This is a genomic window from Paenarthrobacter sp. FR1 (assembly GCF_051106045.1).
Lineage (GTDB): Bacteria > Actinomycetota > Actinomycetes > Actinomycetales > Micrococcaceae > Arthrobacter > Arthrobacter nitroguajacolicus_A.
In genome coordinates, this window is sequence record NZ_JBPFSF010000003.1 from 157,352 (window position 1) to 180,799 (window position 23,448).

At 64.3% G+C, this 23,448-nt stretch carries 18 protein-coding genes and 1 pseudogene; 5 read left to right on the forward strand and 14 right to left on the reverse strand.

What is annotated here, in order from left to right; translation table 11 throughout:
* Positions 1-57: 57 nt before the first annotated feature.
* The 7 genes from ACR30Z_RS07675 to amiA all read right to left on the reverse strand — a co-directional run bounded on the left by ACR30Z_RS07675 (position 58) and on the right by amiA (position 7,929).
* A complete protein-coding gene (locus tag ACR30Z_RS07675) occupies positions 58-1,716 on the reverse strand; it encodes an amino acid ABC transporter ATP-binding/permease protein (RefSeq protein ID WP_434371912.1) in 1,659 nt (552 codons plus the stop codon).
* Positions 1,713-3,392, reverse strand: coding sequence for an ABC transporter ATP-binding protein/permease (locus ACR30Z_RS07680; protein ID WP_434371914.1), 1,680 nt, complete (start codon positions 3,390-3,392; stop codon positions 1,713-1,715). The genes ACR30Z_RS07675 and ACR30Z_RS07680 overlap by 4 nt, the downstream gene beginning before the upstream one ends.
* Positions 3,393-3,405: 13 nt before the next feature.
* Positions 3,406-4,569 (reverse strand): hypothetical protein, encoded by a 1,164-nt coding sequence (locus ACR30Z_RS07685; protein ID WP_434371916.1) that lies wholly within the window; start codon positions 4,567-4,569, stop codon positions 3,406-3,408.
* A 3-nt stretch (positions 4,570-4,572) separates the two neighbouring features.
* Positions 4,573-5,964 carry a YcaO-like family protein gene (locus ACR30Z_RS07690; RefSeq protein WP_434371918.1) on the reverse strand — a complete coding sequence of 464 codons (1,392 nt, stop codon included), beginning with the start codon at positions 5,962-5,964 and terminating at the stop codon, positions 4,573-4,575.
* On the reverse strand, positions 5,961-7,013 hold the full coding sequence (locus ACR30Z_RS07695) for a CocE/NonD family hydrolase (RefSeq protein ID WP_434371920.1): 1,053 nt from the start codon (positions 7,011-7,013) through the stop codon (positions 5,961-5,963). Before ACR30Z_RS07695 ends, ACR30Z_RS07690 begins: the two co-directional genes overlap by 4 nt.
* The gene (locus ACR30Z_RS07700; RefSeq protein ID WP_434371922.1) at positions 7,010-7,744 is read right to left on the reverse strand and encodes a hypothetical protein; all 735 of its coding nucleotides are present in this window, start codon (positions 7,742-7,744) and stop codon (positions 7,010-7,012) included. Before ACR30Z_RS07700 ends, ACR30Z_RS07695 begins: the two co-directional genes overlap by 4 nt.
* Positions 7,745-7,827: 83 nt before the next feature.
* On the reverse strand, positions 7,828-7,929 hold the full coding sequence (gene amiA, locus ACR30Z_RS07705; protein ID WP_242703463.1) for a streptamidine family RiPP: 102 nt from the start codon (positions 7,927-7,929) through the stop codon (positions 7,828-7,830).
* Positions 7,930-8,033: 104 nt separating this feature from the next.
* Here amiA and ACR30Z_RS07710 point away from each other — a divergent pair, with 104 nt between their 5' ends.
* Positions 8,034-9,251 carry a hypothetical protein gene (locus tag ACR30Z_RS07710; protein WP_434371924.1) on the forward strand — a complete coding sequence of 406 codons (1,218 nt, stop codon included), beginning with the start codon at positions 8,034-8,036 and terminating at the stop codon, positions 9,249-9,251.
* On the forward strand, positions 9,248-10,984 hold the full coding sequence (locus ACR30Z_RS07715; RefSeq protein WP_434371925.1) for a prolyl oligopeptidase family serine peptidase: 1,737 nt from the start codon (positions 9,248-9,250) through the stop codon (positions 10,982-10,984). Before ACR30Z_RS07710 ends, ACR30Z_RS07715 begins: the two co-directional genes overlap by 4 nt.
* On the opposite strand, the gene ACR30Z_RS07720 is transcribed toward ACR30Z_RS07715, so the two are convergent.
* From ACR30Z_RS07720 to ACR30Z_RS07740, 5 genes are all read right to left on the reverse strand, one after another.
* Positions 10,958-11,992: an AAA family ATPase gene (locus ACR30Z_RS07720; protein ID WP_434371927.1), complete on the reverse strand. Its 1,035-nt coding sequence runs from the start codon at positions 11,990-11,992 to the stop codon at positions 10,958-10,960. The two genes, ACR30Z_RS07715 and ACR30Z_RS07720, sit on opposite strands and share 27 nt — an antisense overlap.
* 126 nt (positions 11,993-12,118) lie before the next feature.
* Positions 12,119-13,720, reverse strand: a complete 1,602-nt coding sequence (locus ACR30Z_RS07725) for an ATP-binding cassette domain-containing protein (protein ID WP_434371929.1) — start codon at positions 13,718-13,720, stop codon at positions 12,119-12,121.
* Entirely contained in the window at positions 13,713-14,558 is an 846-nt protein-coding gene (locus tag ACR30Z_RS07730) for an ABC transporter permease (protein ID WP_434371930.1), read from the reverse strand. The genes ACR30Z_RS07725 and ACR30Z_RS07730 overlap by 8 nt, the downstream gene beginning before the upstream one ends.
* Positions 14,542-15,483, reverse strand: coding sequence for an ABC transporter permease (locus ACR30Z_RS07735; protein WP_434371931.1), 942 nt, complete (start codon positions 15,481-15,483; stop codon positions 14,542-14,544). Before ACR30Z_RS07735 ends, ACR30Z_RS07730 begins: the two co-directional genes overlap by 17 nt.
* A 27-nt stretch (positions 15,484-15,510) precedes the next feature.
* Positions 15,511-16,959 carry an ABC transporter substrate-binding protein gene (locus ACR30Z_RS07740; RefSeq protein WP_144648129.1) on the reverse strand — a complete coding sequence of 483 codons (1,449 nt, stop codon included), beginning with the start codon at positions 16,957-16,959 and terminating at the stop codon, positions 15,511-15,513.
* Between the two features lie 288 nt (positions 16,960-17,247).
* Here ACR30Z_RS07740 and ACR30Z_RS07745 point away from each other — a divergent pair, with 288 nt between their 5' ends.
* A complete protein-coding gene (locus ACR30Z_RS07745) occupies positions 17,248-17,442 on the forward strand; it encodes a hypothetical protein (protein ID WP_434372168.1) in 195 nt (64 codons plus the stop codon).
* 45 nt (positions 17,443-17,487) lie between these two features.
* On the opposite strand, the pseudogene ACR30Z_RS07750 reads toward ACR30Z_RS07745, so the two are convergent.
* A pseudogene (locus ACR30Z_RS07750) lies at positions 17,488-17,751 on the reverse strand (SDR family NAD(P)-dependent oxidoreductase); the annotation flags it as partial.
* A gap of 77 nt (positions 17,752-17,828) precedes the next feature.
* Between ACR30Z_RS07750 and mtr the strand changes: the two are divergent.
* Complete coding sequence (gene mtr / locus ACR30Z_RS07755) at positions 17,829-19,280, forward strand: mycothione reductase (RefSeq protein ID WP_144648113.1); 1,452 nt, start codon at positions 17,829-17,831, stop codon at positions 19,278-19,280.
* 184 nt (positions 19,281-19,464) lie between these two features.
* On the forward strand, positions 19,465-22,185 hold the full coding sequence (locus ACR30Z_RS07760; RefSeq protein WP_434371933.1) for a carboxypeptidase regulatory-like domain-containing protein: 2,721 nt from the start codon (positions 19,465-19,467) through the stop codon (positions 22,183-22,185).
* Between the two features lie 98 nt (positions 22,186-22,283).
* Here ACR30Z_RS07760 and ACR30Z_RS07765 read toward each other — a convergent pair whose 3' ends face one another.
* Entirely contained in the window at positions 22,284-23,222 is a 939-nt protein-coding gene (locus ACR30Z_RS07765) for a LysR substrate-binding domain-containing protein (protein ID WP_434371935.1), read from the reverse strand.
* Positions 23,223-23,448 lie beyond the last annotated feature (226 nt).

Sequence of the window (23,448 nt, forward strand, 5' to 3'; positions counted from 1 at the left end):
GCGCCAAGGTTCGTGAGAACCTTGGCGCCACCTGCATGTGGGAAAGCCACGACTAAGTCAAACCCCCAACTGCACCCTCCGATCACAGGCCGCCAACGTCGACTCCCGGTGCGAGATGGTGATGACCGTGGTCTCTCCGGCCAGTCTGGAGACGGCGTCCAGCAGCGCGCGCTCAGAGGCAGCATCAAGGCTGGCGGTGGTCTCATCCAGCACCAGGAGTTTCGGTTTCAGCAGGAGCGCCCTGGCCAGGCAGAAGCGGGCGCGCTCTCCCCCGGACAGGCTCATTCCCTGTTCACCGATGAGTGTGTCCACGCCGGAAGTCCACCGTTTCCCGCCCAGAGGGAGCCCGGCCCGGTCCAGCGCGTCCAGGACATCCTCCTCCGTGGCGGCCGGATCCGCCAAGTGCATGTTATCCAGTACCGAACCGTGGAAGACCGGGGAATCCTGCTCCACAAGGGTGACCATTCGGCGGAAGGAAGGCTCCGGTAGCGCCCATGAATCCACCGTCCTGCCATCTCCGGAAGCGAACGTGATAGTCCCGGAGTCCGGCACCCATAGGCGCAGCAGGAGCCGGGCCAAGGTCGTCTTTCCAGCCCCCGATGGACCGCTGATTCCCACATGCTCGCCAGGTGCTACGGAAAGCGAGGTACGCCGCAAAGCCGGTGTCCCGCCGTCGTACGTGAACTCGACGTCCCGGACGTCAACGCCCAACGGTCCGCTCGGGTTGAACGCCACCGGCGCTTCCACCTCCGGAACAGTAGCGGCGAGGCTGATTCCCTCCAGCACCCGCAGGGCACTCGCGCGGTGGGGTTGGAGCTGTGTGACGGTTGCGACGCCTTCGGCGACTGGTGCCAGCAGGGTGAGCGTCCCCGCGACGAGTGCCGGAATCCACACAGGGTCCACACCCGGCTTTGAGACAGCGGCGAGAAATACCGCGACGACGGTTCCCAGCACGCACAATTCCCGCGCTGACGAGCCAAGTGCCAAGAATGCGCTCAGCTTCCGCTGCACCGAATCCACGGCCCGGCTCCGTTCGGCCAACTGCGCCTGTGCCTGTGGGATGAGTCCGAAGCCCAAAATTTCGCGGGTTCCAGACAGCAGGTCCACTGCCAGGACGGACACAGCGGCCTTCGCATCCTGGACCTGGGCACCCAACTCCGCTCCTCGCCTCAGACCAGGCAACGTCACAGCGATGAGCGCCACGAACCCGGACAACAGGGCAACGGCCACGTCCAGGCCCAACGGAACCAGCAACCCAACACCGGCCACGAAAAGGACAGACGATCCGGCCAGCTGGGCAACGGTGTGGGCATAGAAGAACTCGAGCTTCTCCACATCTCCCATGGCCGTCGCTGCCAGCTTCCCCGTGTGCTGCCCCGGCCGTCGGGCCGGAACACCCCGGGCGAAACCATCGAAAAGTGCCATTCTCAGCGCAGCCAGGATTCGGTAGGCAATGCTGTGGGAGATATCCATCTCGTGCCATGTAAGGACTGCCCGGAGAATGACGGCAACGATTCCGGCCGCCCACCATCCCGGCGCCGCGACATCCTGCCGCAGAACCGCCAGTGCCACCACGTACGAACCAACGACGGCCAGGAAAATGAGCGCCAGGTTATTGAGGATACCCACGACGGCGGTCCACGCCATCCCGGACCACTCACCAGCCATGTGGGGAACCAGGCCCAGAAGGGGGTTATGGCGGATGCTGGCGATCATAGCTGTGCTGCTTTCGGTTGGTTGGACGGGTACAAAGTGCCGGCGTCCATCCGGAGGACGGTGTCCGCTGCGGCCAAGGCTTCCGGGCGGTGGGCGATCATGAGAACGATCCTGTCCCGGGCCACCTCCCTCAGCCCGGTGAGGACGTGTGCGGCCAGCTGCTGGTTGAGGGCCGACGTAGGCTCATCCAGCAGGAGGACCGGCCTGTCCACCAAGAGAGCCCGGGCAATGGCCAGCCGCTGGAGTTGTCCGCCGGAGACGGATCCTCCCGCTTCGGCCAGCCGCGTGTCCAACCCGTCGGGTTGCAGTTCCCCTGCGAGACCGACGGCAGCAAGGACGTGCTGCATCCGTCCTTCGGTTGCGGCGGGGGCAACCATGCTGAAGTTCTCCCTGACGGTTCCTGGGAACAGGTAGCTGCGTTGGGAGACCACGCTGATGTCGGCCGGCACAAGGGGCCGTCCGTCCATGGTGATGCTGCCGGAGTCGGGGTTCAGGAAGCCGAGCAGCAGGTCAAACAGTGTGCTTTTGCCGGAGCCGGACGGGCCTGCGAGCGCGATGAGGCTGCCCCGGTGGAACTCAGCAGAGGCGTTGTGAAGGACCCAGGGGTCTTCACTGGAGTACCGGAAACTCACGTCCTCAAGACGCAGGCTTTCGGGAAGCCCGACGGCGGCACCTGGCTCATGGCGGGAGGGAGCCTTGCGTGCCGGAGTGGTCTGGCTTGTACCTCCGGCCGCGTCGATGCTCCCCAGTGCGGAGAGGCCCAGATAGCCGGCATGCCATTGGCGGGCGAGGTCCCGGACCGGGCGGAACACCTCACCGGCGAGCATGAGCAGGAAGTAGGTCATCGCTGGCGTCGCAGCCGGGGTGCTGCCGGGATTGAGGACTGAGTAGGCCGCCAATGCCGCCGCGGCCAACATACCTGCCTGGATACCCAAGTCCGCCAGTGCCGTGTCCACCAGGGAGGTGCGCATGGTGGACACTGTGGCGCGGTGCAGCTCCTGGGAACGGCGGTTGAGCTTGTCCCGGATACGCGGAACGGCATGCAGGATCTTCAGTGTTCGCATTCCTTGGAGTGCCTCCAGGAAGTCGGCACTCAGGGCTTCGTAACTGTCCCAGTGGCGCTGTCCTCGCGCAGAAAGGACTTTGCCCCATAGCTTCGGCGCACCAACCGCGACAGCCACGGCCAAGAACAGGGCTCCCGCCAACATCGGATTGAACCACGCAATCCAGAGCAGGAGCAGTGGCACTACAAGCTGCAGTTGGAAGGCGTGGGGAATGTAGTTGCTGATGTAGTTGTCCACCCCGTCGACGCCTTCGCTGAGTGCCAGGCGGCGGGCTCCTGACCTGTCGGAGGTGTCCCGCAAGCGGTCGGGCTGCAGCAGTCGCTCCGCCAGCGAGCGCCGCAGTTCGAGCCGCACCGCCGAACCGAGCGTGCCCGCCAGCCGTGCATGGAATTGCAGCAGGACAAGGCGGGCCATACCGCAGGCCAGGACGCCTGCAAGGGGCGTCAGCAGCGGGCCGCCGGGGCCGCCGTCGGGGTTTGCCGTTCCTTGCATGAGCCCCACCAGTGCCGCGAGGGCGTGGGCAAGGAACCATGCTTGCACCCAGTAGCTTGCGGTGGCGGTGAACAGCAGCGCCGTGACTCCCGCAAGCCGGACCCTGTTTCCCTTGGTCAATTGAAGGAGTCTTTTATTGACCAGCATGCACGGCCCTTTCGTTCGTGTGGTGGGTGTGTTGGTGCAGCATTCCGAGTCCGTGCAGGGCAGTCCAGCCGCCCCGGGCACTGGTCCAGCCGCCGACCGGCCGGAAGTCGATCGCAACGTCCGTACCCAGTGCGGTGTAGAGGCAATGCGCGGCTGTTGCTGATGCCCACCACATCGCGTCGAGATCGGGCAGCGTCTCCGTCTCGAAGATCAGCAAAGCGTCGAGGTTCCGGATCCAGTGCTGGCCTGCGCAGTGTTGGGCCAGGAGTGGATCATCGAGTCCCGCATCATCGATCAAGCGCATGCGGCAGGACGCTGGCTTCGGCGGTACGATCCCTCGCTCGGCCGCTGCGACCATGCTGCGGACGTCAAGAGCCGGGGACATGCGTGGCGTTGTGCGCGGCGCGAAGACATCGGCGCTGCGGCGCCGGGCCAACTGATGTGTTGACACCCCCGCGACTCCCGTTGCCGGGACTGACGTACCCAGCGCCACGCATGCCAAGGCGGTCTCCTGTGGGAATGCCGTCCATGGCCCGGGGCTCAGGATCTTCCAGTTGGCACCTACCGACAGTGCGCTCGCATGGTGCACCAGGGCGAGGGCCGCGTAGGCTGCGTCGGCTATCAGCAACGGACCGGTTCGGTGGTGGTACTTCGCCGCGGTGCGCTGCGGCAGCACAGTGAGGACGACGACGGCGCCCACCTCGGGCGGCTGTCCGGACGTGCCGCGGTAATTGCCGACGCCTTGGCGGCTGCCGGCACCGTGGTGAACTTCGTCGCAGTGAACTTCGTCGTCGTAGGCCAGACGTCGCAGCCCGCCGGTGCTGCTGCTGATGACATACCTCCCCTTCGGAACATCGCAACCGTCACCGCAGAGAACATGGAGCTGCACCGGGTAACAGCCCCCGGCGGAGGGCACAGGCCGTTTCCGTACTTTGCCTGGCTGGCCAGTGGCGGGATTGAGGTGGAAGTCACCGCTCCACCACACTGCGCGCATCAGGGCCGCTATGGGTATCCCGGAGGACCCGGGACGTTCTTCCTTGGCACCAGGAGCAGGACTGTGCCGGGGACCCGGGGATTGCATGGGACCGGGCACTTCGGGGGCCCAGGCGCGGGCGAAACTTTCGGGTGCCAAATACTCGGGTAAGTTCATGGGTTACATGTGGGGTGGTGGGGTGAGCGTGAAGTGCTGCGGCAGTTCCGGGGCCGTGGACCTCCACCCGCGTTGAAGGGCTGCCGTTCCGATCCGGGGACATCCCAGGTAGGCAAACGCCGCGGGAGCGTTGGGGACCAGCCCGCCAACCACGGCACGAACCACGCTGAGGCCCGTGACCGCAACATCCGAGGTGGTCAGGTCGCGGGTATAGACGGTATGGCCGGCAGCTTCGAGTCGGCTGTACAGCTCCGGCATGGAAACATAGGGCACGGCGTCGATGTCCACCATTCCGCAAGCCGGCTCAGTAAACCGTTGGGCGAGGTGGTGCGTTCGCGGATCCAGCCACACCTGGACATGTGCTCCCAAATCGCGGACAAACTCGAAGTCCGGCCCCACGGAGTCCAAATATCTTCGGTCTTCGCGGTGCTCCAAGTAGAGACCCTTGGCCATAAGTCCAGCCTCTACAGCCTGGAAAACCCATCCGTCGGCGTCCTTGGCGCCTTGCGAGTAGATCCACGTATGGACGGCTTCGAGGACGGCTTTGCGTGCGGCCTCGATCGGATCGTTCTTGCATGAGAAACCGGCCGCATAGAGGCCGGTCTCGGGGTCGTAGACCAGCGCTGCCATACAGGGTGCGAATTCGCTGGGCATTTCAACCACCCAGTACTCCAGCCGGCATCCGGCCATGTCGTTGGCGAGTCCGGGGATGCTCTCAGTCCGGATCCCGCGGGTCGGTCCGTCCAGGTGCCACCATAGTTCCAGGGCGTCGCGTTCGATGGTTTCCAACACTGCCCGGTCCTTCGCGTCAGCGCGCCCCTGGCCCGTTGCAATACCTGCATAGTTCAGATGATGGATGCGGGGCAGGTCCCGGAATCGCTGCTGCCGCCAGTTGAGCAGGGTGAGGCTGGCCGGTAGCCACGCCTCGGCCTGGTCCGACTCCCGCCGGCATGCGGTCCATAGCGTCTGTGTGTGCGGCTGGAGGTTCCGGTAGGGAAAGTCCTTGCGCGACTCTTGCCAGGGTGCGAAGTGCGGCAGTTCATGGAGTCCGACGGCGGCACGTCCGGACGCTTCCAGCTCATCCCGGGTTCCGGCGAAGTACTCATGCGCGGGGAGGTCAGCTGGAATGAAATTGCCACAGTAACGTTCCATGCCCTCCGCGACAGCTGCAATCCACGCCTGCCGGGGGTCACCGAACGTGGTGCCCAGGCTCACCCGGTCTGCTGGCCAATCGCCGAGCCACCGCGCGTTGGATACCTCTGCCGTCATGGACGTGTACGCAGGCGGCGCGTTCTCCGGAGTCAGTACCGACCGTACCCGCCGGATGATTCCCGTTTGTTCGTCGACGAGGGTGTGCAAGGGCAGAAGGCCCAGGGTTTCAGCTGTTGCGGTCATGGTTCTCCGTGGCGTCGTAGGTGTTCGGTAGTGGTAGGCCACCAAGCCCAGGTGGGGTGGACTGGGGACTGTCCCCATAGCCAGGCCGTGCGGGAATTGTCAGGTGCCGTTGATGCGACACCCGCGAGGAACGCCTCAATGCGGGCCATCAGTCCGCCCTCCCTGCGGAACGCGACGGCGGTTTCGGCATTGAGGTCGTTGGACAGGCGGTGGCCCCAGGGCCCCCAGAGCGTTTCAACCCGGGTCCCGGTGGCCGTGCTGCCCCACGCTTCTGCCAAGCTCAACGCCTCGGCAGTAAAGAAGTCTTCGTTCCCCGAGATGACCAACAACGGCGATGTCAGGTTTCCGTAGCGGGCGGTCAGATCGAGCGGCGGCGCCTCCCAGAGCCTCCGCCACTTGGCCGCGGAACCACTGCCGTACTCGGAGTCTTTGACCAGGCTTTCCCTGACCCATTCCATGCCTGAACTCCTGGCCAGCAGATGCCGGCGGCGCAGTTCGGTCTTGGCAAGGGGTGGGCGGGATTCTCCGGCGAAGCCGTGTTGATGCCACCAGCCGATCCTGTCCAGGAGGCGTGGGCGACCATCCGGGGCATGGGCTGTCTCGTACAGGCCCAAGGCCGGGACCATCGCCAGCACGGCGAAAGGCGTAACGGCCCGCTGTCCATTCATGGTCCGCGCCGCTTCCAGTGCCCGCGCGCACTCCACGGCGCAGTGTGCGTCATAGGAGGCGCCCGCCAGGATCAACGGCCCCGACAGTACCCCGTGGTCGGCCAGACGGTGCACCACCGCCGCCCCGTCACTGCCCTCGGAGTCATAGGGTTCCCAATCGCCCTCCGAGTCGTATCGGCCACGGACGTCCTGCACCAGGACTGAGTATCCGGCGCGCAGCCAAGCCCGTGCTTGCCCGGAACAGCCGCCCCGGCCATAGGGCGTTCGAATCAGCACCGTTCCCAGGGCAGACCCATCCGGTCCAGTGCGGTAGTGGTCCGTGGCAAGCCGAACGCCGTCGTCCGTGGTCACGGCCAGCAGTTCCGGCGCGGCTTCAGTCATCGCCGCGGCAGCGGCAAGCCGCCAGCCAGAAAGGCGGGTTCGGGAAAGGGTAGGACCGGGTGTTCGCTGGCCGCCAGCGTTCGCGTGTCCAGCCGCCACAGTGTCCGCCTGAGGGGTTGAAGCGCGGCGGATTCAGACTGCCATGCCTTGACGGTGCCCAGCACCCGGGCGATGACCATGCTCCACGCCGTGTCCGGCAGTGAAAGTTCCGTTGCTGCCGCGGGCGTCTGGAGCCAGGCTTTCAACTCGGCTGCGGCAGCGGATGCTGCAAGCCTGCGGCGGAGAACCTGTGTGCTCGAAGGATCCCGGGGGCTAAGTGCCAGTGGATCGAGGAACACCAGTTCGCCTTCCGCGTAACAGCGCAGCACAGCGGTTCCGGCGGCGGGGAGGTGATCGAAACGCGTCCGCTCTGCCGGCGAGGAAGGGAGATGAATCAGCAGGCCTGGAACAGCAGGATCCTGGGCGTCGTCCCACGGAGTGGCCAGCACGCCGGCCGCCTCAAGGGCACCAACCACCCCACCTGCTCCCGGCCCCGCAACGCTGACACGTTCCCGGCCGGCCGCGGGACGTTGCCCGGCCAAGCGTCGTTCCAGCAGCTCCGCCCGTATCCTGTCAGCGGCCCCGCCATTCGTTCCCGGGGTGCTTCCTCCGGGTACCCGGAAGAAGATGCCGTCACCGCTGCGGACCGTGATCCGTCCGTCAACGTCGAAAGTGTCTACTGCGTGTTCCATGGTCCTCCGGATGGGTCTGGCCGCCGGCGGTGGCAAAACTAAGGGGGCGGGCTCGCCGGCGCGCCCGCCCCCTGGCTTAGTGACTAGTCGAAGGGGTTTTCGACCAGTGCGTTCGAGTGCGTCGCCGACAGGTGCGCCAGCTGCTCGGTCTCTTCAACTTCAACCAGAACCGTGGTCTTCTCCATGGTTGGTCTCCTTTCGATGGTGTTGGTCGACACCGCTGTTGCGGCGACATCGCCACACTATAGTTAATGAGAATGATTCTCAAATTAACGACAAGGGAGCACTTTTGAGAGACGAAATCCTGATGGTCGCAGACCAGAACGCGGCATCCGTGGCATTCATGGACCCGACCAGTGGCACCATTCACCGCAGCCTCGATTCCGTAGTCCTGGCAGAACATGCGGGCATCCTGCCCCTGGGCTCCGGGAAGTGCGCCTTCGTCGACGACGCCGGCGGTGCTCTGGTGATCGTGGATGGATTCACTGATACGAGTCACCTACTCTTCCCGGTGGCCATTCCGGGTGAACACCTGGCCTGCGATCCGACAGGCCGGTACGTCGCTGTCACCACCGGCCTCGGCCTCTCATGGGAACCGTGGAGCGACCTGCTCACCATCGTTGACCTGAAGTCAGACGGCGGCCCTGCCTCCCGCCGTATCCGCACCCGGGTTGGGGAACCGGGAGTAGTGGTGGGTGAAACGCCCGACGGTCCGGTCGCCGTCGTACGCCACCGCGAACCGGGTGCCATCGAGTCCTTCAGCGTCGAACGCATCCTGGCCGAAGGGATCCATTGCCCACCCCTGCAGGGCCTGAAGGTCGGAGTCTCCTCCGATGGACACGGCGACGCCTTCGATCCCCTCACCGGCACCATGTTCGTGGCCACAGGACCAGGGTTGGAACGCTTCGATATCCGTAAACCGCAACCGAAGACCCTGCCAACCGTGCCGTGGGGCATCGCCGGAAGGGCCTACTTCCTCAGGTTCTGCCCTGAAAAGCGAATCGTGGTGGCCGTCCTGCGCAATGGTGGAGAGGAACCGCGCAACTGGACCGCATGGTCAAACGCGCTATGGGTGCACCATGTGGATACAGGACTGACACGCACCGCCCCGCTGGGACCGGGGCTGGTCTTCAGGTTCGCGCTCACCGCCACAGGCATTGCCGCCGCGCGGATCCACCCGGACGGCGACGAACTCACCATGCATGAGCTGCGCTCATCCGAGAAACTGGAGCTTCGCGCCATCTGGCGTCTCCCGGCGATGGACGGCGCCCCCAGGCCGGGCCACGAGCCGTGGGACAACGCCGAGCGGAGGGCCATCGCAGCCTCGCCTGATTCCGAGCTTGTCGCCGTGACCCGTGGAGGCCACGGCGAGCTCCATCTCGTGGACACCCTGATGCCCGGAGCGCCCCTGATAACGCACCACCTTGATACACCATTGCACGACGGCGGGCACCTCGCCTGGCTCTCTACGGCGCGCAACCTCCCCGGCGACACGGTTGGGCGGTGAGCGGCGTGGACACCACCCCCGGAGGGAGCATCCCGGGCTTCGAGCTGAAGGACCGGTTCCGCGCATTGCTGGAACGGTGGGATTCATCTCCACGGCAAGGCCTGCCCCAGGTCCAATCCGGGCGAGCAGCGTACACCTGGCGCGGTTTCGGTGAAGCCTTCCCGTCCTTGCATGTGGCATCCGAGCCCGAGCTCCGTGCAGCTTGGAAGGTCCGGGACATCGTGTCCCGGGTCGGCGTCAGATTGCCGGCACCGCCAGGATCTGTGGTCCGCGGATTCACGCTGTCGCCCGATGGCCTCACCGTCGCTGCCCTGCTGAGCACTCCCCGGACAGAGCTCGCCGGGCTGTGGATCCTTGCCGAAGACACCGCCCCTGTCCGGATTCCAGGCATCTCGGCATGGTGTTCGGCACCGGTTTGGGAACCCAACGGAGCCGCTCTGTGGATCCTCTCCGGTAAGCCACCCCAGCAGAGAATCACCTCCGCAGACCTTAGAACCGGTGGACGGACGGAGATTCCCCTTCCTGGGACGCTTGAATCCGAGGGCAGCGGGTCGCGCCTCTCCCTGTCACTTCGGGAGGGAATGCTTCGAATCACCGCAGCAACGCCCGGCAGGGACAGCAGATCATGGCAGTGGCGGGACGAAACATGGGTTGACGCTCCGGCCCCCGTTCCCAGCCGACTCACGCTGGCGGAGTCCTGCAGGGGCACGACAGTTCTACTGGATGGGACACCCGTACACCGACTTTCCCCCGCGGAACATGTGACATCCTTCGCTGTCCATGCGGCATCTGGTAACGACGTCCTGTGGATGCATTCAGCATCACCGGAACGGCCATCCGGCGTGTACTGTCTCGAGCTGCCCCCAGCCGAGGTCCCCTTGCCGCTCCACCCCCAGCGCTTCGTTCACCGACGCCTCTTCGCAAAGGGGCGTGACGGCGTCGACATCCCCCTCACCGTGTCCGTACGCGCGGCGGACCTTGCTGCCGACGGCCTGCCGCTCCGTCCCCTGCCGCTCATCCTCACCTGCTACGGCGGGTTCGGCGTCAAGCATCGCACCGAAGCCGAGCCGAGCGTGCCGGCCTGGCTGGAAAGCGGCGGCGTGTATGTTGCGGCGCATCTGCGCGGCGGCGGAGAACTCGGCGACGCCTGGCATGACGCCGGCCGCGGCCCCCGCAAGCTGCGTACCGTCCTCGACCTGGTGGACGTTGCCGAGTTTCTCGCCGCGGCCGGGTGGACCACGCCAGCTCAGACGGTAGCGTTCGGGGCCTCGCATGGTGGCCTCGTTGTGACATCGGCTGCCCTGCTATCACCGGCTTCCTTTGGTGGCGTGGTGGCCGTGGCACCCCTGTTGGATACGGTGAATCTTGACCGCCACGGGTTGGGAACGCAATGGCTCCACGAGTTCGGTGCCGACGGTGAGTGCTCCCAGCAGGAAAGGGCACTCTACTCTCCGCTGCAAGTGGCGGCGGGACTGCAGTCCCCGGCGGGCACACCTCCCATTCTCTGCTGCGTCCTGGGCCGCGACGAGCGTGTGGACAACCATGCCGCCGTCGACTTCGTGGACGCTGTCCGCCGCCACGGTGGATCCGCGTGGCTGCTCTCAGAACACGACGGCGGTCACGGCCAGCGCGCGGCGACGGACGTGATGGAATTTTCAGCCACCGTCCTCGCCTTCGCGGCCCGCGTCTCCGGCATGTTGGTCAGGTCAGGCCAACCAGCGCCACCAGCGTGACGGTTCCGGTTCCGGCGTCGGTTCCGGCTCCGGTTCCTCACCCAAAGCGAGGGCCGCCTCGACGATGTCATCTGCGGTAAGCGTCATGACGGCCTCGCGGTCGAGGTCGTCGAGACTTCGTTCCTCGTCGAGCGAAAGACGCAGCGCCTGGCGGTTGAGCGCCTGTTCGAACAGCGTGCGGGCAAAGCGTGCGTTGCCGGAGTCCTCACTCGCGTGGAGCCCGGCGAGGATACGGCGCAGCATCTGGTCCGCACCAGGCTCCAGCGTGTACTCGTGCTGGTCCAACATCTGGCGGAAGATCGTCTGGAGTTCGTCGACGGAGTAGTCGGGGAACGTGATCTCGCGGGCGAATCGGGAGCGCAGGCCGGGGTTGGAGAGCAAGAAGGATTCCATCAGGCGCGGATACCCTGCCACGATCACCACCAGACGGTGGCGGTGGTCCTCCATCCGCTTGAGCAGGACCTCGATGGCCGCGGGGCCGAAATCCATGCGGCCGTCCTCCGGGGCCAGCGCGTAAGCTTCGTCGATAAACAGGACTCCGTCCAGGGCGCGCCGGATCACCCGATCCGTCTTGATGGCGGTCGCCCCGACATACTGCCCCACCAGGCCCGAGCGGTCGACCTCCACCAGGTGACCTTTCTGCAGCAGACCGACCGCGCGGTACATTTCGGCCAGGAGCCGCGCCACGGTGGTCTTGCCCGTACCCGGGTTTCCGAGGAACACCAGATGCTGCGATGTGGCCACCTCCGGCAGGCCGTGGGCTTTACGGCGGGCCTGGACCTGCAGCAAGGCGACGAGGGCCCGCACCTGTTCCTTCACGGTTTCCAGTCCCACCAGCGCATCGAGATCGGCCTGCACCTCGGACAGCGGCCGGGCGGGCCCGGGCCTTGCACCGATGAGATCGCCCACCAGGTCGTCAACACGCTCCGAACCGGGCAGCTTGAGCTGATTGGCCAGATGGCCGATTGTTTCTCGCAGGTCATCGAGCGGATTGCGGCTGGCAGCCATACATCAACTGTAGACCTGGTGGCTGCGGCGGCACTCACATCCACAACCTGAGCGGAGTCTTGGGATGAGGACTTTCGGCGACGACGTTTGCCACGTCAAACCGGATAAGCACCACCCCGGGTCCGGTTAAGGCAGGGCCCGCATCTTCTTCAAGTGCAGCCCTCGGCAGGGAATCGCCGCTGACACGAGGTCCTTGCTGTGCTGATGCTGCGGATCGGCGAAAAACCCGGGCGTGTCGGTGAGCTCCACCAAACGGCCTTGGAACAGGACGGCGACACGTTGGCACATATGCCGCACCACGTCCATGTCGTGGGTGATGACGACGAGGGTCATTCCCCGCTCCCGGTGGAGGCGCTGAAGCAGGTCAAGAACGGTTCGCTGGGTCAGGGCATCCAGGGCGGAGGTCGCTTCGTCGCAGATGAGCACTTCGGGTTCCATCAGCAGTGCCCTGGCGATCGTGGCACGCTGCAACTGGCCGCCGGAACATTGGCTGGGGCGCCTGTCCAAGAGGTCAGGATCCAGCTCAACTTCCAGCATGGCCTCGTTGAGCCTGCGGGATCGGTCAGCGGGGCTCAGTCCCTTGCGGGCCCGGAGCGGTGCTTCCAGGCTGGCGCGGAGCGTCATCCGGGGGTCGAAGGAATCGTGTGGTTCCTGGAAGACCAGCTGCACAGCAGTGTGAGGACTCGTTGCCCCGGCCGCGAGCGTCCTGTCGATGCTCCCGCTGCTGATTCCTTCCAGCCCGACGATGGCGCGGGCCAGCGTGCTCTTCCCTGAGCCGGATTGGCCAAGGACGCCCAAGATCTCTCCCTGCTTCACTGCGAGTGAGATCGAGTCCAAAGCCGGGCGGTTACCGCTTCCACGGCCCCATCGCTTTCCGGAGCCGAAGTGCTTCACCACATTTGTCAGTGTCAGGACGTTGCGCTCGGAGGTTGGGGCTTCCGTGGTGCGGGTGGGCGCCAGGTTGGACGCCTCAAGCAGCCTGCGCGTGCACTCAGTCCTGGGAGTCCCCAGGACAGCTTCGGTGGTGCCGGCTTCCACAATCACTCCTGCCTCCATCACCAACACCCGGTCAGCGAAGGCGGCCACGGAGGCAAGATTGTGCGTAATGTAAAGGATCCCCAGGCCACGTTGGATCCGTTGCCTATCGAGCAATTCCAGAATTTGCTGCTCCAGGACCTTGTCCAGCGCGGAGGTTGGCTCGTCAGCCAAGAGGATCTCCGGCCGGCCGGCCAAGGCCATGGCTGTCATGGCCCGCTGCGCCATTCCACCGGACAACTGGTGCGGGTACGCCCGCGCACCCCACGCGGGGTCTTCAAAGCCGACGTCGACCAACAACTCGTAGACTTTCGCATCGGCAGCCCTGCCTCGAAGGCCTCCATGCAGGTTCAGCGGTTCCTTCAGATGCTTACCGATGGTTCTGTTCGGGTTGAACATCCTTTTGGGCTGCTGGAACAACATCCCCAGACGACCGCCCCGGATACGGTTCAGCTCTGCTTCCGGCGCGCTGGTTACGTCCACGGAGCCGAGCCTGATTGAACCGGATGCGATCTGCAGTTGCTCAGGCAATATCCGCAGGATGGATTTGGCCGTCATGGTTTTGCCGGACCCTGAACCACCCACCAATGCCACGAACTCGCCCTGTTGCACGGAAAGACTCACCCCGGCCAGGACCTCCCGCTGGGCGGCTGTGTTGCGAACGGTCAGGTCCTCGATGACGAGTTCAGGCATGCTGCCCCTCCATCACGAGGACGTCGACTGGATCGGCCGCCCTGCGGGATGCCCGCTGGCCAATGAGGGTCACGCACAGGGCAACCAGGAAGATGGCCAGCCCCGGGGCGATGATGCCCCACGGCGCCCGCTCAGCGTATGGCTGCGCCGCAGCAAGCATGGATCCCCAGTCGGATTGCGGGGGCTGGACGCCGAGCCCCAGGTAGGACAAAGCACCCACGCTGATCAGGAGCTGCCCGAAGCGAAGCGTCGCCTGCCCCAGCATCGGGGCGGCCAAGTGCGGCAGGATGTGCCGAAAAACAATGAACGACGGCGAACACCCCACCACACGTGCCGCTTCAATGAAGCCGCGCGAGGACACATCGTAGGCAAGAGTCCGGGCAAGCCGGGCAAAGGGCGTCCATCCCGTAACAGTCAGGGCCACCAGCAACGACGTGAAGCCAGTACCCATCGCCGCCACAATGAAGAGCGCCACCACCATCTCCGGCAGGGCCAGCAGGACGTCATTGGTTCGTGTAAAGAACTCATCCAGCCAACCCTTGCGGCGGGCACTGAGCACGCCGATCGCCAGCCCAAGGATTCCGGTCAGCACAGTTGCCAGTGCCGCCACCAGCAAAGAGAAGCGTCCGCCGTCGAGCAAGCGGCTGAGCGTGTCCCGTCCCAGGTGGTCCGTTCCCAGCCAGTGGCGGCCGCTGGGCGGCGCAAGGCGGTCGGCGAGGTTCTGGACATCAGGCGGGAAGGGCGCCAGCCAAGGGGCAGCCGCTATGGCGGCCACCATCAGGACAAGAACGACGACGGCGGCGTGGTCGATCGCTGACTTGTTACGCAAGGGAACCACTCACCTTAGGGCTGAGAATGCGGTGGAGGAAGTCCGCGAGGGTGGTAATGGCAACCGCGAGTGCAACCACAACCACCACGCCTCCCTGCGCCAAGGGGATGTCGCTGTTAACCACCGCGTCATACAGGAGGCGTCCCATTCCCGGGATGGCGAAAATGACCTCGACAATCACCGATCCCCCCAAGAGACCGGCGAACCATACGGCGAAAAGGGTGGACAACGGTACCAGTCCGTTGGGAACGACATGCCGCCACACGGTTTGTCCGCGACCCAGGCCCCGGGCCCTTGCAGCCTGGATGTGCTCCGCTTCGAGGGCGTCGATCATGCCTGCACGAACAGCCGACGTGAAAAAGCTGATGGGCCGTAACGCCAGCGTCAGGGCCGGCAAGACGATGGAGGACGGTGTGTTCCATCCTGCGGACGGGAGCAAGGACAGCTTGAGCGCAAAAACGAGGACCAGGAGCGGTGCGAGCCAGTATTCCGGCATGGCGATGAAGGACTGGGTAACAGTAGTGATGAGCTTGTCGGCTTTGCCGCCTTGCCTCAACGCCGCCACTGTTCCCAACGGGAGGGAAACCACCACGGCGATACCCAAGGCGACCAACACCAGGCTGAGGGTGATGCCCAGTGCAGGCATGACTTGGTCAACCACGGGCGTGCGGCTGATGTGCGAAAGTCCCATATCTCCGGTGAAGAAGTCCCCCAGCCAGCGCAGATACTGCACGGGAAGGGCGTCCTGGAGCCCAAGGCTCTCACTCAGTGCCTGGACGGTGGAATCGTCCACGATGTCCCCGGCGACGCGGGATCTGATGATCTTTCGGACAGGATCGCCAGGAGTCACGTAGGGAATAAGGAAAACGGCGAACGACGACAGCAGGACGGCGGCCACCAGGGTCGCCGTCCGCTTCGCAAGGAACGTGATCATGCGGGTTGGTTCGTTCGTCTCAGATCGCTAGGAACCGGATTTGGCTGTTTGGGCCGTCAGGACGTACCGGGACAGGGGATCCTGGGCGTAGGAGAGCACGTTGCTGCGGATGGCGTCCGTTGCTTGTTCGTTGACCAGCCAGAGGTTGACGGCCTGGTCGTCCAGGATCTCGCCCGCCTGGGCATACAGCTTGTAGCGTTCCTCGGTGGTGGAGGTCCGGGCCGCTTCGGCGATGAGTTGGTCGTACTTCTCGTTGCAGAAGTGGCTGAGGTTATACGTTCCCTTGCAGGTGTAATCGGCGGTGAGGAACCCGATCGGGTCTGCGATGTCGATCAGCCTGTTCCGCTGGCTCAGGATCATGTCGTAGTTCCCGGCAAGCACGTCCGGCTCGGCCGAGGCGTATTCCTTGGCCTGGATGCTCACCGGGACGCCGATGCCCTTCAGGTTGTCCTGGATGACTGTAGCGACGTCGGCGAACTCTGCCCGCTCCACAATGGCGATGATCTCCAGCGGGCGATCCGCGGAGTACCCGGCGTCAGCCAGGAGCTTCTTGGCTTCTTCCACGTTCTGCTTGGGTGAGCTTGCCCCGGCTGAGGCCCACGGTTCCGACGGCGCGAAGGGCCCAGCCGCGGGAACGGCAGCGCCCTCGTAAACGCTTGCTGCCAACGCTTGCAGGTCCAGTGCAGACCGAAGCGCCTTCCGGAAATCGACGTTGTTGAACGGCGCCCGGCCGTTGTTCATGTAAAGCGTCGCCGTGCGGGGAGAGTCGGCTTTGAGGACGGAAACCTCGGGCGCGCTCTGCAGGGAGGACAGAGAAGAGGCAGGGATGGAAAGTGAAATGTCGGCCTCGCCCGTTTGGACCTGGGCCGCACGCGTGGCGCCGTTGGTGATGAAGCGAACCTCGGCACCGGCAAGCTTCACCTCGCCGCCCCAATAGTTAGGGTTGCGGTCGAGAGTCAGGGACTGCTTGGCCTTCTCCGAGACCGGAGTGAACGGGCCGGTGCAGTGACCGAACGGGTCGACTGTTGCGCCCTGGTATGCGGCCGGCGCGAGGATGCCGGTGTTGACACTGGCAAGGCGGAACGGGACCAGTGGACTCTCCGTCGTCGTGGTCACACGGACGGACTTGGCGTCCGTGGCCTGGACGCTGCTCACAGTGCTCGGACCGAACGCCCTGGCAGGGACCTTCGCTTTGAGCACGGAATTCAAGGACGCTGCCACTGACTCCGCTGTGAGTTCAGTACCGTCCTGGAACTTGACCCCATCGCGGATAGTGAAGTCCCACTCGAGGGGTGAAACCTGCTTCCATTCGGTGGCGAGGAACGGCACCACTTTGCCTTGCGCGGCATCGTATTTGGTCAACGTTTCCAGGCAGCCGGACAGCGAGAGGATGTACGCGGCGTCGGACTCCAACGCCCAGTTGGCCACAGGGGCCCGGAAGTTGTCCACCACGATGCGCTGATTGGTATCTGCCACTTTTTCGGTGGCGCTGGGCTGGCTCCCGCTCAGACCGCAACCGGTAAGGGTAAGGAGGGCCGCAAGCCCTATCGCGGGGAATGGGCTGAGTTTGCGCAAAGGAACCGCCTGCTGAAAGTGCCCGAACGGGAGGGCTTGGGGAAAGTGAAGACCATTTAGGTTAGCCTTACCTCTTTGCGTGGAGAAAATGCTGCTCCAGAGTCCCCGTAATAATGTGTTCGGGCGCACAGGCCGCTGTTCAGAGCGTTGAAGCATCCATGGCGACGGCGACCGTGCCAGTATGGGTCCATGGCCTCGACTCCGGCGCATGAGTTCTTCCCAGCCCCGAACCTTGATCCGTGGACGAGCAACTTCATGTGTTGCTTGCGCGTCGCTGACGTGGATGAACTCTACGGCGCCATGCTCCGATCCGGCGTGCCGGTCGCCGCGGCCCAGCCCACACTGGTGGGTACCGAATGCGACGTGGCCGCAATCGGCGGCTAGAGAGAAGCGCCCCCGCAGATGACGTAGTTCTGGCCCCATCAGCGCGGCCTTGGTGGCCGCGTATTGGCTCTTTCCCGGCGACCCTGTGGAGGTGCGGCTGCCTAACAAAACGATCCTGCCGCCGTCGGGCATTGAGGGCGCCAGCGTGTTGGCCAGCATCGAAGCTGCCGCCACGTGCACGGCGAACATTCCAGCGAAGGCGTCAGGGTCCAACTCCCCCAGTGGCGCGGTCCATCGAAACCCCGCGGCGTGCACCAGGGCGTCCGCGGGCCGCAGCCCAGCGACGGCGGACGTCAAAGAACCTGGCACCGAAAGATACCTCCCGTCCTGTGGGGTCCCGCCCAGTTCAGTAGGGTTGGGAAAGACCCCGAGTAAGGACTGCCCCTATGGACATCACTGCCAGCAAAACCACCGTGGATCGGCACTACGACTTGGTCATCATCGGCACCGGGTCCGGAAATTCCATACCCGGACCGGAGTTCGAAGACCGGTCGATCGCGATCATCGAGGAGGCCTCCTTCGGCGGTACCTGCCTGAACGCCGGCTGTATCCCGTCGAAGATGTACGTACATACGGCCGACACCGCGCTGCACACCCGCAGGTCCGGACGGCTGGGTCTTGAAGCAGAAATCAACTCCGTGGACTGGCCGGGCATCGTCAGCCGAATCTTCGAGAACCGCGTCGACCCCATCGCCGCAGCCGGTGAGGAATACCGCCGCGGTCCACGGACCCCGAACATCGACGTCTACGACCAGCACGCCGTCTTCGTCGGCGAACGCACCTTACGCACCGGCCAAGCCGGCCGCCAAAGAATCATCTCCGGTGACCAGGTGGTCATCGCCGCTGGCTCCAGGCCGTCCATCCCCGAGGCCATCGCCGCCTCGGGCGTGCGCTATCACACCAACGAAGACATCATGCGCCTCCAGCAGCTGCCCAAATCCCTGGTAATCGTCGGTGGTGGCTACATCGCCATGGAGTTCGCGCACGTGTTCGACGCCTTGGGCGCGGAGGTCACGATCATTACCCGCTCCACGCTCCTGCGGAACCTCGACAATGACCTGCACGCCCCGTTCAACCACCTGGCCGCCGATCGCTTCGATGTCCGGTTCGGCCGGACCACCGTCGGCGCGGAACAGACAGACAAGGGCATCACCGTCCGGCTCGACGACGGCACCTCCGCTACAGGAGAGGTACTGCTGGTAGCTACCGGGCGCATCCCCAACGGGGACCTGTTGGACCTGCCCGCCGGCGGGATCGAGACAATCGGAAGCGGACGCATCAAAGTCGATGAGTACGGTCGGTCAACCACTGCCGCAGGCGTCTGGGCACTCGGCGATATCTCTTCGCCTTACATGCTCAAACACGTCGCCAACGCCGAAATGCGCGCCGTGCGCCACAACCTGCTGAACCCGGAAAACCTGCAGGGAATGCCACACGACCACGTCCCCGCCGCCACCTTCACCCATCCCCAGATCGCCACCGTCGGAATGACCGAAGCCCAAGCGCGCGAAAACGGCCACAACGTGACCACCAAAGTCCAGGAGTACGGGGACGTCGCCTACGGCTGGGCCATGGAAGACACCACCAGTATTTGCAAACTCGTCGCCGACAAAGACACCGGGAAGCTCCTCGGTGCCCACTACATGGGACCCCAAGCATCAACTCTGATCCAGCAAATGATCACCGTCCTGGCCTTCGACCTCGACGTTCGCCACTTCGCTGCCAAGCAGTACTGGATCCACCCGGCGCTACCCGAAGTCACCGAAAATGCCCTGCTCGGCCTCGCATTCAACCAGCCGGATCACCCCAAGAATGCTTCTGCGCACGCCCCGATGTAACCCACGCACACCCACAACATGTCGAGGTGACCACGGCCTTCAAGCGGGGTGCGGCCGGCATCGGTTCTTTTGGCGTTGATGGACAGGACAGAACTCCCCATGGCACTGATGACAGCCGCCACCTACGATGACAGAGGACCGCTCGGTCCCTTCAGTCACTTTTTTGGGGAAAAGGACCTTACCCATGCCGTTGCCACGACCCACTTCCGACCATCCGCTTCAACGTTCGTGGCGAGGGGCGTGGGCCATCCTGGCGGCCGCCGTCCTGGTGGCCGCGGGCTTGTTCGCCGGCGCCGCACCCGCCTCGGCGGCGACATACACCTTCAAGGGAGTTGTCAAAGGAAAACTGACAGCCACCGCAACGGCCACTGCGCTGGGCAACGTGTGGGTGGGGGCTTACACCAATGACGACCGGGCCTCCTACGTAGCCGGTGCATGGTCTGCGGCGGATGGATCCTACAGTTTCACCGTGCCGGCCGCCGGTAGCTACAAACTGTGGACCACCTGCAGCACCGGACCCTGCTCCGCCACCTATGCCGACGAGTGGAACGCGAACAAGTCCAGCTCCTATGGTTCGACGCCGGTGGCTGTCACCGACGCTGCCCCAGTTACGACCTACAACCCACAACTGGAAGCCTTCGGCAGCATGAGCGGCCGAGTCACCAACAAGGCCGGCCAAGCGCTGACAGCAGTGTCCATCTCGGCCTCACCCAGTGGCGGCGGACAAGTCAGCAGCACCAAACCCGATGCCAACGGCTACTTCACCCTTACCAAGATCCCGCCCAACCAGGCGTACATCAGTGTCAGGGACGAATCAGGCCAGCGCCTCTACCTGGAGCAATACTGGAACGGTACCGGCACCGTAGACGCCTACACAGCTGCCACCGTCCCGTCCGGAGTCAAGTGGACCAACGTGAACTTCGTCCTCAAGGATGAAACCATCATGGAAGCAACGGTGACCAACCCAGCGGGCGTACCGATCGCCGACGTCGGATACATCCCTTATGTGTATAACGACGCAACGGGAGCCTGGGACGGCCCGCAGATGGGCCCCCTCACCTCCGATACGCAAGGCAAGATCTACTGGCGTATGGCCGTGGGCAAGAAGTACAAACTCTGCGTGTCGGACACTTTCTACGAGGGCGCGCCACGCGAAAAGCGCTACAAGCCCGAGTGCTACGACAACACTCCCACCAAGGACACCGCCACTGTCCTGACGGCAACTGCGGCCGGCCAGCGCGTCAAGTTCACCATGCAGTTGGACGAGGCGGGCCTGTCCTTGGCGCCCGGCAGGCCTTACGTCTACGGCTCAGCCCAGGCAGGGAAAACCCTTACGGTTGATCCCGGCGTGTGGGGTCCAGCTCCCGTTGTCCTTGCCTACCAGTGGCAGCGTTCCACGGACGGTACAGAACTGCAGGACATCGCGGGTGCCACGGCCACTACCTACGTACCCACCGCTGCTGATGCCGGGTATGACATCTGGGCAAAAGTCACAGGTACCAAAGCCGGATACGCCCCGCATTACGACACGGTGCACGCCGGTAAGTCAGGTGCCGATGCGGTTACGGCCTCCAAGCCATTCACCATTCTGGGCACGCCAAGTGCCGGGAACACCCTGACCGTGGACCACGGCACTTTAACTCCCGCACCTGATTTCGGCCCCTACTACGACTGGTTCGTCAACGGCGTCCCTGACTACAGGTCCAATGGTCCAACTTTTCTCCTGCAAGCCTCGGACGCCGGCAAGAAAGTCACCGCCCGGCTCAGCGTCCATGACTGGCCGCTCCAGCCCTATTACGGACAGGCCTCTGTCACTGTTGCAGCGGGTACGTTGACCGCACCGGTTCCCACGGTTTCCGGAACAGCGAAGGTTGGTTCGGTGCTGACGGCTGTTCCAGGGGCTTGGGGTCCGGCTCCGGTGACGCTGGCGTATCAGTGGTTCCGGAGCGGTGTTGCCGTGACGGGTGCTACCTCGGCCACGTACACCTTGGTTGCGGCTGACCTCGGCAAGACCATGACGGTCCGGGTGACCGGCTCCAAGACCGGATTCACGACGGCGGCGAAAACCTCCGCTGCGACCGCCGCCGTGGCAGTGGGCACGTTGACTGCACCGGTTCCCACGGTTTCCGGAACAGCGAAGGTTGGTTCGGTGCTGACGGCTGTTCCAGGGGCTTGGGGTCCGGCTCCGGTGACGCTGGCGTATCAGTGGTTCCGGAGCGGTGTTGCCGTGACGGGTGCTACCTCGGCCACGTACACCTTGGTTGCGGCTGACCTCGGCAAGACCATGACGGTCCGGGTGACCGGCTCCAAGACCGGATTCACGACGGCGGCGAAAACCTCCGCTGCGACCGCCGCCGTGGCAGTGGGCACGTTGACTGCACCGGTTCCCACGGTTTCCGGAACAGCGAAGGTTGGTTCGGTGCTGACGGCTGTTCCGGGAGCTTGGGGTCCGGCTCCGGTGACGCTGGCGTATCAGTGGTTCCGGAGCGGTGTTGCCGTGACGGGTGCTACCTCGGCCACGTACACCTTGGTTGCGGCTGACCTGGGCAAGACCATGACGGTCCGGGTGACCGGCTCCAAGACCGGATTCACGACGGCGGCGAAAACCTCCGCGGCGACCGCCGCCGTGGCAGTGGGCACGTTGACTGCACCGACGCCCACGGTCTCTGGCACCAAAACGGTGGGCAGCACACTCACTGCGACCCCCGGAACGTGGGGGCCAGCTCCAGTCACGCTGACCTATCAGTGGTTCAGAGGCAACACAGCTATTTCGGGCGCCACCGCCCAGACGTACAAACTGGTCGCAGCAGACAAGGGAAGCGCCATCAAAGTGCGTGTCACGGGCACCAAAGCCGGGTACACCACCTTGGCCCGTTATTCCGCGGCCACTTCCCTGATCGGCTGACCGGCCAACGCGGGAAAGACGCCCAACAGCATTGATGGGAAACGCCGGCCCCCTTCCTGGACTCAGGTTGGGGGCCGGCGGCGTTTCGTGAACTTTCCCTATAGATAGTCAGCGGCCCTGTCTCGAGCGATCTCCAAAAGAGTGGTGTGGAAAGCGACTTCTGCGGGGGCGTAGACCTTGTCCTGGCGCTGTGCCAGCAGGACGCGCCGCAGTGGAGCTGCTGAACCAAGGCTCAACACACGCACGTCGGGATGCTGCAGGGCCACAGCCGTCTTTGGCACCATCGCAACGCCCATGCCGACACTCACCATGGCCTGGGCTTCCTGATAGTCGTTGGCCAGGAACCCGATACTCGGCTCAAAACCGGCATCGTGGGCAGAACGTTGCAGGACCTCCACCACCGGATGCGCCTCGGCGCGAACTATCCAGGATTCCTTCCGCAGTTCACTCATCGATACTTCGTCGCGGCCTGCCAGAGGGTGGCCTTTGGCGACGAGGATGACAGTGCTCTCTTGGAAGACCTCAGTGACACGGATGGCATCATCATGGAAGCGATTCCACGGATAGTCCCAGAGCAGGCACAACCCGGTAACGCCGGATGAAAGGTCCCACACCAGCTCGTCGAAACGGGCACTGCGCACCGACAGGCCAATGGCCGGGTAGCGCTTCTTGAAGGCCCTGATCACGATTGGCAGGAACGAGCCTGCAAGCGTGGGAAAGGTACCGACGGTCAGGGAGCCGCGCCGCAGCCCCGCAATCTGGTCCAGATCCGCTTGGGCTGCACGGATCTGTCCGACGATTTTGCGGGCATGCCCAGCCAGTACCTGACCGGCTTCAGTCGGTACGACTCCGCGGGAGCGCCGGTTGAGAAGGGGCTGTCCCACCTCCTGCTCCAATTTCCGCAACTGCTGCGAAACCGCTGACGGTGTGTACATCATGGTGTCGGCTGCTGCGGTGATGGATCCCTGCTCAACCACCTCCACCAGCAACGCAAGCCGACGTATGTCGTATAAATCCTGGGCTTCACTGTTAAGCAATGGTTTACCCTTCTGTGCCTTTGGTTCATTCTATATAAGCGCACGAATTTTTCGGTGATTCCAGGCCGATCGAAGCACGGCTCTGAGAGAAATAGGGGCCTTCTTGCGCTCATAAACACCCTGATTGAAGTATTCCTACATCCCCTCTCACTAATCCAACATTGTCTTCATATGTGATGCGGCTCATTCTGAATACAGGCCCCGAGGAATGAGCGGCAAAAGGAGA

Bases quoted from the DNA above. Each gene is read 5' to 3' on its own strand.
- ACR30Z_RS07675 (WP_434371912.1), bottom strand. From the start codon at position 1,716: ATGATCGCCAGCATCCGCCATAACCCCCTTCTGGGCCTGGTTCCCCAC.
- ACR30Z_RS07685 (WP_434371916.1), bottom strand. From the start codon at position 4,569: ATGAACTTACCCGAGTATTTGGCACCCGAAAGTTTCGCCCGCGCCTGG.
- ACR30Z_RS07690 (WP_434371918.1), bottom strand. From the start codon at position 5,964: ATGACCGCAACAGCTGAAACCCTGGGCCTTCTGCCCTTGCACACCCTC.
- ACR30Z_RS07695 (WP_434371920.1), bottom strand. From the start codon at position 7,013: ATGACTGAAGCCGCGCCGGAACTGCTGGCCGTGACCACGGACGACGGC.
- ACR30Z_RS07700 (WP_434371922.1), bottom strand. From the start codon at position 7,744: ATGGAACACGCAGTAGACACTTTCGACGTTGACGGACGGATCACGGTC.
- amiA (WP_242703463.1), bottom strand. From the start codon at position 7,929: ATGGAGAAGACCACGGTTCTGGTTGAAGTTGAAGAGACCGAGCAGCTG.
- ACR30Z_RS07720 (WP_434371927.1), bottom strand. From the start codon at position 11,992: ATGGCTGCCAGCCGCAATCCGCTCGATGACCTGCGAGAAACAATCGGC.
- ACR30Z_RS07725 (WP_434371929.1), bottom strand. From the start codon at position 13,720: ATGCCTGAACTCGTCATCGAGGACCTGACCGTTCGCAACACAGCCGCC.
- ACR30Z_RS07735 (WP_434371931.1), bottom strand. From the start codon at position 15,483: ATGATCACGTTCCTTGCGAAGCGGACGGCGACCCTGGTGGCCGCCGTC.
- ACR30Z_RS07745 (WP_434372168.1), top strand. From the start codon at position 17,248: ATGGCCTCGACTCCGGCGCATGAGTTCTTCCCAGCCCCGAACCTTGAT.
- mtr (WP_144648113.1), top strand. From the start codon at position 17,829: ATGGACATCACTGCCAGCAAAACCACCGTGGATCGGCACTACGACTTG.
- ACR30Z_RS07760 (WP_434371933.1), top strand. From the start codon at position 19,465: ATGCCGTTGCCACGACCCACTTCCGACCATCCGCTTCAACGTTCGTGG.